The sequence below is a fragment of the uncultured Leifsonia sp. genome, from assembly GCF_945957465.1.
Taxonomy (GTDB): Bacteria; Actinomycetota; Actinomycetes; order Actinomycetales; family Microbacteriaceae; genus Leifsonia.
The window spans coordinates 41265-50600 of the sequence record NZ_CAMFLC010000028.1 but is presented as its reverse complement, the minus strand read 5'-3'; the positions used below and the strand labels follow the sequence as shown (position 1 = coordinate 50600).

General features: G+C 64.8%; 10 protein-coding genes. All 10 read right to left on the bottom strand.

The annotated features are described in order from the left end of the window. Nucleotides 1–16: 16 nt before the first annotated feature. The 10 genes from Q0Q23_RS13145 to Q0Q23_RS13100 all read right to left on the bottom strand — a co-directional run bounded on the left by Q0Q23_RS13145 (nt 17) and on the right by Q0Q23_RS13100 (nt 9324). Nucleotides 17–346 (bottom strand): hypothetical protein, encoded by a 330-nt coding sequence (locus Q0Q23_RS13145; protein WP_295124497.1) that lies wholly within the window; start codon nt 344–346, stop codon nt 17–19. A 4-nt stretch (nt 347–350) separates the two neighbouring features. Next, entirely contained in the window at nt 351–1613 is a 1263-nt protein-coding gene (locus tag Q0Q23_RS13140) for a hypothetical protein (protein WP_295124494.1), read from the bottom strand. Beyond that, nucleotides 1604–1927 (bottom strand): hypothetical protein, encoded by a 324-nt coding sequence (locus tag Q0Q23_RS13135; protein WP_295124491.1) that lies wholly within the window; start codon nt 1925–1927, stop codon nt 1604–1606. The genes Q0Q23_RS13140 and Q0Q23_RS13135 overlap by 10 nt, the downstream gene beginning before the upstream one ends. Nucleotides 1928–1956: 29 nt before the next feature. Then, nucleotides 1957–2226, bottom strand: coding sequence for a hypothetical protein (locus Q0Q23_RS13130; protein WP_295124488.1), 270 nt, complete (start codon nt 2224–2226; stop codon nt 1957–1959). Then, a complete protein-coding gene (locus tag Q0Q23_RS13125; protein ID WP_295124485.1) occupies nt 2223–2678 on the bottom strand; it encodes a DUF4176 domain-containing protein in 456 nt (151 codons plus the stop codon). The genes Q0Q23_RS13130 and Q0Q23_RS13125 overlap by 4 nt, the downstream gene beginning before the upstream one ends. A 2-nt stretch (nt 2679–2680) precedes the next feature. Next, nucleotides 2681–7138 (bottom strand): type VII secretion protein EssC, encoded by a 4458-nt coding sequence (gene essC / locus Q0Q23_RS13120; protein WP_295124482.1) that lies wholly within the window; start codon nt 7136–7138, stop codon nt 2681–2683. Further along, complete coding sequence (essB, locus tag Q0Q23_RS13115; protein WP_295124479.1) at nt 7135–8274, bottom strand: type VII secretion protein EssB; 1140 nt, start codon at nt 8272–8274, stop codon at nt 7135–7137. The genes essC and essB overlap by 4 nt, the downstream gene beginning before the upstream one ends. 3 nt (nt 8275–8277) lie before the next feature. Next, nucleotides 8278–8517, bottom strand: coding sequence for an EsaB/YukD family protein (locus Q0Q23_RS13110; RefSeq protein WP_295124476.1), 240 nt, complete (start codon nt 8515–8517; stop codon nt 8278–8280). Beyond that, nucleotides 8514–8954, bottom strand: coding sequence for a hypothetical protein (locus tag Q0Q23_RS13105; RefSeq protein ID WP_295124473.1), 441 nt, complete (start codon nt 8952–8954; stop codon nt 8514–8516). Before Q0Q23_RS13105 ends, Q0Q23_RS13110 begins: the two co-directional genes overlap by 4 nt. A gap of 79 nt (nt 8955–9033) precedes the next feature. Continuing rightward, entirely contained in the window at nt 9034–9324 is a 291-nt protein-coding gene (locus Q0Q23_RS13100; protein ID WP_179605143.1) for a WXG100 family type VII secretion target, read from the bottom strand. Nucleotides 9325–9336 lie beyond the last annotated feature (12 nt).

The window sequence follows — 9336 nt, the reverse complement described above, 5'->3', positions numbered from 1 at the left end:
ACCTGGCCCTCGCGGCCTAAACCGAAACTGTCACCCATCGCTGCACCAGTCCCAACGTCTGAAATCTGAATACCAGCGCTTTGATCGGCGCTACCACCAACATCAGAGCACTGAATCCGATGAGTGCGAGTTGCGTGGAGAACAACGGCATCAACTCTCGGTGACCCTCAACGATCGCCGTTGTAAACACCGCGAGAGTGTCCAGGCTCAGGAAGATGACGCTGAGCAACGCCATGATTGGCAAGTTTTCGAGTGAGCCTCTCGTGTTGGCGAGCGTGATGAAATAGTTCACGTTCGCCTTGTCGCGCGCACGCTTGGTCTCGCGCTTCGCCGTTTTGTCGCTCACCGCATCACCAGAACTTCGCTGCAAGAGAGTCCCAGGCGTCCTTGATGCCGTCTTTGGCCAAATCGACCGCCGACTTGCCATCACCGAGGTCAAGTCCATTGAGGGCCAGGCTGGCGAGGACTCCCGCGAGTGCTCCGACGACGGTTCCTAGGGGTGGAAGGACGAGTGACCCTACTGCGGCTCCGGTGCCTGCTGCAGCTGCGGCGGCTGCGAGGTCGACGCCGGTATCGATGGCGAAGTCGCGGACATCGTCTTCCTGGATGCCGTCGTGGAAGTACTGGTTTGCGTTGCTTCCGACGGTGAGGGCGATTCCTGCGAGTCCGGCGCCTTTTCCTACTTTGTTGAGTTTGGAGGCGTCTTTCCAGCCGGTGAAGTCGTCCACGTGGGCTCTGAGCGTGCCCGTCGCACCGGCTTTGATGGGCTGCATGTAGGTGTCGATTCGGGCTCCGGTGCGGGCGCCGAAGCGGCTGCCGTTCTTGTAGAGGTGGTTCGCTTTCCCGCCGGGAGACATGGGACTGCCGAATCGGTCGTAGACGTATTTCCGGCTGCCCCAGCGGACGCGTCCTCGCGAATCGACCCGGAGCTTCTCCCCGCCGAGGAACAGTTTCTGATCCGTGTAGGTGAGTCCGCCTCTAACTAGCTTGACGATGTCGACACCTCGGGGGGAGATGACCTTGTTCAGCAGCGACATCGTGCCGCCGGCGGAGGCCAAGACGGCGAGGCTGCCCTGGAACAGCGATTTCGTGAACGCGTTGAACTCGCGCAGCGCTCGCAGTCGGTCTTCGAGGTCGCGGACATCCTTCTCGAGTTGGTTCAGGATCAGTTCCAGGCGGCCGTTCGTCGCGTGCAGGGATTCAGCCAGGCCGGGGACGGTCGACACGGCGGCCGCGGCGTCGTTGTTGGCGTCGATCAAACGTTTTGTCGCGTCCCGCTGCGCCTTCGTCGCCTCGAGCTGTTGGACCAGCTCGTCCTCTTTCAGCACACCGAACGGACTCAGCTTCGAGTCTTGGTACGTGTATGTGTCGAGATCGGCCTGAATGGCATCGAGCTCCTTCCGCGCATCCGTGACGCACCGAAGGATCACGTCCGAGAACAGTGTCCCGATCGCGGCGTACCCTTCACCGGAGAGGTCTCCTCCATCGAGTTCGTCCACCAACGCGGTGCACGCACGCTGTGTCTGCTCGATCGCAGCCGACCCGGCCGACAGATTTGCAGAAAGCGCGCTCATCATCGCGGACGAGTCGCTCGCGTCGTAGATCAGGCCCATGACACCCCCGACTTCTCGCGCCGCAGCCGGTCAAGTTCTGCCTCAGACGATGACCGGATCTGTCGCGCTGATTCGTCCATCAGCTCTTCGTTCTCATCGACGAGTCGTCTCGCGTAGCTGTCGACCTCTCTGCGGGCGGCCAACCCCTTCTGCACGACGTAGTTATCCGCGCCCATGCTGGCGCCGGCCTGCTCGAACCGGGCGGTGTGCTCCCGCATCACCTGCCGATACTCTGCCCAGTGCTGCCCGAGCCGGCGGATCGTCGTGAGGTCTTCGCCGGCGCGGACTTCCAGATCGTTGATCTTCCCATCCACCTCGGTGTGCGGACTCGGAGCGGAGCTGTTCACGACGTGCCGCCCCACATCCCGGCGTCGAGGTTGTCGCGTTCCTCGAGCTCCGTCGCAAGAGCGGTGACGTTCCCGGCCTGGCGTTTCACGCCTGTCGTCAGCTCGGTGAGGCAGCTCACGAGCTTGTTCGCGATGGCGGTCCCATCTATGGTGCTCGAGATGTTGGTTGCCTTGAGGGTCACGTGATCGGCAGTGCGGCGGGGGTCGATCGCGGTGAACCCCGCCACGGCCCTCTGCGCGGCGCCGAAATCTGACGACAGCTTCATGACTCACTCCTCTGATAGTCCTGGTCGACAATTCGGCGAAGCTCAGCGAACGGGTCTCCGCCGACCTGTGCGGGATTGCTCTCGGCTGCCACCGCGTGCCCTTCCGGGATGGCCGTGAGCGATCCGGTGAACTGTTGCGCACACGTCGGTGATCGACGCCCGTTTTCCATCTGGTCGAGAAGCTCCGTGAGAAACGTGTCGTCGGCGTCATCGGTGTAGCCCTCGTGCACGACCTCGTGAACCTCACCCGCCAGAATCGGGAAGGTCTCCTGATCGGGTGCTTCGCCGTAAGGGTGCGGCCCGACCAGATAGCGAGGAACAACCTCGCTCGACTCGTTGTCCGGACGGAATGCCCCACGCGCGAGAACGACGAACAGACCGGAATGCTGCTCGCTGTCCAGCCGGACGACGGACCCTAAGCCCAGCAGTGTGCCGGCCAGTTCCAGCGTCATCGTCACGCCTCGCTCTCGGTCACGATGGGGACGACGACCTGGGAGAGCTCGTCATCCGTGAGGGAGTGCAGGATGTTTTTGCCGTGCGCCTCGTTCCGCACGGCGAGCGGCAGATTGTCGACGAAACGTTGGTTGCCCAAATCGCCGCCGAAGAGGAGTTGCTCAACGTTCTCCCTCAGCGGGCCGACCATTCCGAAGCCGCCGTTCACCTTCGACAGGTGATCCAGAACGATCACCTGGGTGGTCCGGCTACTGGCGCTGAGGAGTTCCGCGATGCGATCGGCGGGGAGCGTGAGCCGCTCGAACACGTCCGTCATGCCGTTGATCAGGATGCACTGCCGGGTTGGGGAGCCCCGCTCGATGACATTCGTGAACGCCAACTTCACCGCCTCGGCATGACTCTTGAACACCGTCTTGCCGATGTAGAGCGACGCCGCGGTTCCAAGAAGCGGCTTCAGTGTGTCGTGAGCGTCGATCACGACGAGGTCGTCGGCCGCCAGCGCGTCCACGACGTTGCCGACCAGGAACGGATACAACGAGGCGGCCTGCCTGCCGGTTTCCGGGAAGATCCCCAGAGTCTTCGCCTGGAAGAGGTCGAACGCCTCGGGGATGGCGCTGCTCTTGTTCAGACCGAGGAACACCGTTCCGGGCGATGCCCCTGGGGAGAGGTCGCTCTCGAACATTCGCGCCGTGAGCTCCTGCGGCACCATCGGGATGGCCTCCGGCCTGGCCCCCGTCCATTCCTCGTCCAGCGCGGCGATCTGCCGTTCGAGCGCCGTGAGGGTCTCGGAGCCGTCCCGGCCGGGGGCGGGGAGGTAGAACTGGATCGCGGTCGGCCCGTCGAGGAGGACCTGACCGCGGCCGGGGATGTCTGGCTGGAGCAGGCGTTCACGCCCCATGAGCTGGGCGAGCTCGCTCTCGTCGTTGAGGTAGAGGCACAGCTTGGTCGAGATGTTGCTCAGCATGTTCACGCGGACTCCGCCGACGCGGCTCGCGCTCAGCACGAGGGTGACGCCGAGCGCAGAACCTTCGCGGAGCACCTGCAGCAGCAGGGCGTCGATCGCGTCCTTCCGCCGGTCGTTCGAGGTGAGATTGTCGTAGCCGTCGAGCACGTTCACGACGATCGGCAGGTCGCGCCCGGTCTTCGCGCGGAATTGCTCCAGGTTCGCGACGCCGGCCTCCTTGAAGAGTTGCTTGCGGTCCGCGAGGACGTCGCCGATCGACTCGAGCATCTTGCCGAGCTTCTCGGCTTCTTCGAGCGTGACGATGTCCGCGACGTGAGGCAGCGCCGCGAGCGGCAGGAGGCCGTTGTTACCGAAATCGAGAAGGTGCACGTGCGCCTGCTCGGGCGTGCTGGTCTTCGCGAGGTTCACGACGAGCGTCTGCAGCACCGTCGACTTGCCATAGCCGGGGCTGCCGAACAGGGCGGTGTGCCCGGCCCGCGCGAAATCGAACTCGAAGTGTTCCTGCGCCTGCCGCGCCGGGATATCGAGCATGCCCAGGGGGACGCTCACGCCGTCGCCATCGGCCGGCTCGGGCGTGTGGATGCGTTCCGGCAGGTTCGGAAGCCACGGTCTGTTCGGGCTCGTCAGCGCGTCGTCGCCCTCGAAGGTGTCCACGATGGCCTCGATGATCGCTTCGAGCTGCGAGGGGAGGTCGCTGGTGTCTTTGCCCTGCTCGACCTCTTCGTCGGGATCGTAGAACAGCTCGTACTGGCCGACGTCGTTGATCGCGTAGATGCGCTCGTCGACCCGCTCCGACACGACCGCGTCGGGGTCGTACGGCACACCGGCGTAGCCGCTCTGGAAGAGTTCGTAGACCTCGTTCTGGCCGACCTTCAGATAGCCGCGACCCGGGTTGGTGATGTGCGCGGCGTCGGTTGTCTTCAGCAGCTCGTTCGAGTCCTGCTCGCCGGCCATCTTCAACGCGATCTTCGACGTCGAGTTCGCCTCGATCTGGTCGTTGACCACGCCGCTCGGCTTCTGCGTCGCGAGGATCAGGTGCACGCCGAGGCTTCGGCCGATCCGCGCCACCGACGTGAGCTCGTCCAGGAACTCCGGCACATTCGCTTTGAGCTCCGCGAACTCGTCGGAGACGAGGATCAGGTGGGGCAGCGGCTTCGTCGGGTAAGTGATCCCGGGCTTCGGGTCATGGCGCTGCTTGTACAGGCTCATATACGCGTTGATGCTGTTCACGCCGTGGACGGCGAACTCGCGCTGACGCTTGGTGAGCTCCGCCGTGATGCTGGCGAGCGCGCGGGCCGTGCCGGCGCCGTCGAGGTTCGTGATCGCGCCCATGAAGTGCGGCAGCCCCTCGAGCGTGTTGGCGATCCCGCCGCCCTTCCAGTCGATGATGAGGAGTCCCACGTCCTCGGGGGAGAAGTTGATCGCGAGACCGATGAGGTAGGTGGTCAGGAACTCCGACTTCCCCGAACCCGTCGTGCCGCCGACGAGGGCGTGCGGGCCGTGCGCGCGTTCATGCAGATCCCAATGCACGTGGTCGGCCTTGCCGCGCCACCCGATCAGAGAGGCGATGGACTTGTTCGGCTCCGCCCGACTCCAGCGCTCGGCGATCCGGAGGTCGTCGACGGTCGTCACCTCGTACTGCTCGAGCAGGCTCAACGCCTCCGGGACCGCGTTCTTCTCGACCTCGAGGTGGTTCAGGTTCGACAGTTTGCGAAGCGAACGCTCCAGATCGTCCGGCAGAGGATGCGGCGCGAACGGCGTCGCGACGTAAACGTCATTGTTCGTGACCAGCTCTCCCCGCACCGGGTGTGGCGCGTGGATCAATGCCGTCACAGTCTCGGGCAGGAGCTTCGCGTCTTCTGTGCACCAGATCACGGTGACCCCGAGCGCACTCATGTCTTCGGCGAGGAGCTCGTTGATCCCGTGGCCGGCCAGGAAGCGATCGTCGGAGATCGTGAACACGTAGTGCGGCGCGAACTGCGGCTTCTGCGTCCCCGCGTCCTTCAGGAGCTGGCGGCGCTTCTGGAGGAGCTGGTAGAAGCTGTTCAGCACCACGTCGCGCAGCTTCTCGGTGTGGATCAGACCACGCATGTTGAGCTCGTGCAGCTTGAAGTGCGGCAGCAGCCTCCACGCGTTCCACGTGTTCGCGTACGCGTCGCGGGAGAGCAGGCTCACGAAGTTCACATCGCGATACGAATGGAAGAAGGCGGTCTGGAAGAGCAGGGACTGCAGGTAGTCGGTGACGACCTCAGGCGGGCCGACCAGCCCGAGCGTCTGCCCCGAGACGCTGATCGGGGTCGGCACGTCCCGTTGCGTCTGGAAGCCGGCCGCGAGGTCTGTGACATGCCTGCCCTGCGCGGTGGCGTCCTTCTCGTTCACGTCCGAGGAGACCTTCAGAGCGGAAGGACGGTCGGACAGTCCGAGCGAGACGCTCAGGAAGTCTCTGTTGAAGCGCTGACGCTCGTAGATTCTGGAGTCGTATCGTTCGACCATCTCGGCGAGCTGCTGGGGGTCCGGCTGCTGGTACAGCAGCACCCGGCGTTCGTCGTCGTACGCGCGGGAGACCTCGGCCACCGTTCGCACCAGGTACCGGGCGTAGTCCTCCTCGGCCTGCGACGCCGAGGCCGCGGCAGACCTCTTCTCCGAGACGTACTGCGACACCGTGAACGACGCCGTCAGCACGCTCGCGAGCCCCATCCCGATCAGCATCAGCGGGTTGTTGCCCATGATCATCGTGGTCACGCCCATCGCCGCGACCATCGCGACCGGCGGCACCAGCATCCGCACGATGCGGTTCTTCGGTATGGCGGCCGGTTTGTCGGGGGCGCGAAGGGTGAACTCGGCGGCCTCGACGTCGAAATTCATCTTCGGGGAACGCCGATAGTCCGGGAAATCCGGCGGGAACTCGCTCACCGGGCGCTGGGTCAGCACCTTCGTGTGGTCGAACGCGAGGGGGGAGCGAAGGCGCGTGACCTTGAATCGGGTCGGGCGCTTCTCGAGCAGGAACCCTTCGGTCAGCACCACCGTCCCATCGGTGAGTTCGAAGAGTTGTCTGCCGACCACCGCCGCGTCGTTCACGTACGCGAGTCGGTCGCGGGCGTCGACGATCAACCTTCCGTCACGCACGATCAGAAGCGGCGAGCCGTCCGCCCTGATCGCCGCGTAGGGCACATCCCCGATGACGAACTCCGCGCCCTCGTCGACGGTGAAGTACTCGGTGCGGGCTTGGGACGCGGAGATCACCAGGCAGGTGAGCTCGCCGACGGTGTGCAAACCGTCGCCGAGCCGGTCACCGTCGGCGTACAGCGCATCGTTGATCACGCTGAGCTTGTGGCCGCCATGATCGACGAACGGTTGAGCGTCGGTGAGGGAGATCCGGGTCGCGCGCCGGCCGTCGAGCACGTACACGAGGTAACGCAACTCGCTCGCGTCGAGCCGGGAGTCGAGGGCGACCTGGCGAGCTGGTCCGGGCTGCTCCGTCTCGAATACGCTCATTTCTGCACGGCCCCGCCGTCTGTGCCCGCAAGCTTCGCCGTCAGCTCCTCGATGGCCTTCGCATACGAGTCGAGGAGCTCCTGCTTCTTGCCTCCCGCCATCTGGGTGTTGAGTTTGGTCGCCTGATAGAGGTCGGTGTAGGCCAGCAGCGTGAGCTGGTCGTCGCCGAGGTTCTGCGCGAGATCGAGCGCCTGCTCGAACTCCCCGCGGCCGATCGCGATCCAGTAGTTCAGGGTGACCTCGTCGGACTTCTCGGAGATCGTATTCAGGATCGCCTGCTTCTGCGTCGCCGTGAGATCGTTCAGGTTGATGCTCGACACGGCCAGCACGTACTTGGCGGATATCGGCAGCGACGCCGAGGCGTAGCCCTCCAACGCACCGAGGGTTCCGGCGTAGTCGGTCGCGAGGAACCGCGCCTGCGCCGCGACGACGGCAGTCTGCAGGCGATTGCGGCCCTCGGCCTGCCACGCGAACCCGCCGGCGAGCAGACCGGCGGTGACGCCCGTGACTCCGGCGATGCGATACCAGGAATACCGCCGCTTCGGCACGCTCACCGTGGTCGACGCGACGCGCGCCTTCTCGGCGGTGAGCTGTGCGTCGATGAGCGCGAAGAGCTCGTCGGTCGTGGTCGTCCGGCAGACGGAGGTCGAGAACTGGTCCCGGAGGGCCTTCGCCCCGTCGAGGAGCTGTTCGAAGGCCAGCTTCGGACGGAAGACGTGCAACACCATCGCTTGCAGCGATCGGAGGAACACATCCTCATCGAACGCCATCGGGACGAGCATGCCCTGGAGTCCGCAGTGCACCACCCGCAGCAGGTCGCCGTTGAGGTAGACATTGTCCGGGTGGATCACGGGCACCCGGAAACCGCCGCGGTAGCCGACGCAGGCGACCAGCTTCTGCGCCAGGGACAGCCGGTCGAGCCGGGTCGTCGCCCGGCTGACGGCCTCGCCGAAGCTGACTTCGCCGTCGCCGAGCGCGTACCCGAACGTGAGGCCCGTGTCGGTCTCCTCTGCGTCGACGTACCGGCGGATGACGTCGAGGCTCTCCCCGTCGTAACCGTTCTTGGACACGTCGACACGGAGAGCGCCGCTACCGGCGTTCAGTTCGAGGACGATGCCGTCTCTCTCAATGCGCATTGCTCAACTCTCCGTCGTAATCTGCAGGCGATCGCCGTTGCCGACACCGAACGACGCGATGACGTCGTAACGGCTCACGGCGAGGTCTTTGCCGTCGAGTGCGAGGGAGTACCCCTCCGGAAGCACGAGGCCTCGCTCGGCGAACGCCTCCCCGATCAGTCGCCGCAGCCGGTCGAAGGTGACCTCGCCGGGTACGAGGAGGTCGATCTGCTTGCCCTCGAAGACCAGGGTGATCTCGATCACGGGGACGCTCCCTTTCGTTTCGCCCGGAGTCTCCCGAGCGATACGCCGGCTATCACCACGAGTGGCAGGCCGGCTGTCAAGGCCAGGACCGCGAGGACCTGAGAGTCCTCCTCTGCCTCGCGGGTCTGCGAGAGCATTTCGGAGGAGTAGCCCTCGAACAGCGCGGCTCTCACCGGTTGGTATTCGTCGGCGACGACCGCGGTCGGCTCGAAAGTCAGTCGGTCGAGGACATCCAACCGTCCGACGAGCGCCTCGCGTCGCTCCTGGGCGCGAGCTGAAAGCTCCTCGGAGAAGAGCCTGCCGCGAATGGCGAAGTCGCCGGAGGTGCCTGCGCTGACCGACTCGTTGACCAGGACATCGGCATTCAGCTCCAATTGCCCGGCATCGTCGTCGGTCTTGCCGACGGCGTGCGAGGCCGCGGCGACGCCCACCGTCAACCCGACAGCGAGAGCGCAGGCGACGAGCAGAGGGAGACGCGACCGCGGTCGCACGGCATCGGTTTCGCGGGGGAGGGGACTAGAAGCCGAAGCTCTGCGCATCCTGCGCGTCACGCTCGGCGATGGTGTCGGCGTACTTGTTCAGTTGCTCGTTGATGTTCACCAGCAGCTCCTCGAACTTCTTCACGCTCTCGTGCAGCTGGTTGTACTGCTCCAGATACGCCTGGAACGCCTGGCCCTTCCACTGCTCGGCGATGGTCGAGTTCATCTGGTTGACCTTCTGGATCGCCTGCTCGATCTCTTCCTTCGAGCGCGTGTAGACCTGAGCCTGCTGCTTCAGTTCTTCCGGTGTGACGCTGATCTGACCCAAATGAAGCCCCCT

Bases quoted from the DNA above. Each gene is read 5' to 3' on its own strand.
- Q0Q23_RS13130 (WP_295124488.1), bottom strand. From the start codon at position 2,226: ATGAAGCTGTCGTCAGATTTCGGCGCCGCGCAGAGGGCCGTGGCGGGG.
- Q0Q23_RS13125 (WP_295124485.1), bottom strand. From the start codon at position 2,678: ATGACGCTGGAACTGGCCGGCACACTGCTGGGCTTAGGGTCCGTCGTC.
- essB (WP_295124479.1), bottom strand. From the start codon at position 8,274: ATGCGCATTGAGAGAGACGGCATCGTCCTCGAACTGAACGCCGGTAGC.
- essC (WP_295124482.1), bottom strand. From the start codon at position 7,138: ATGAGCGTATTCGAGACGGAGCAGCCCGGACCAGCTCGCCAGGTCGCC.
- Q0Q23_RS13140 (WP_295124494.1), bottom strand. From the start codon at position 1,613: ATGGGCCTGATCTACGACGCGAGCGACTCGTCCGCGATGATGAGCGCG.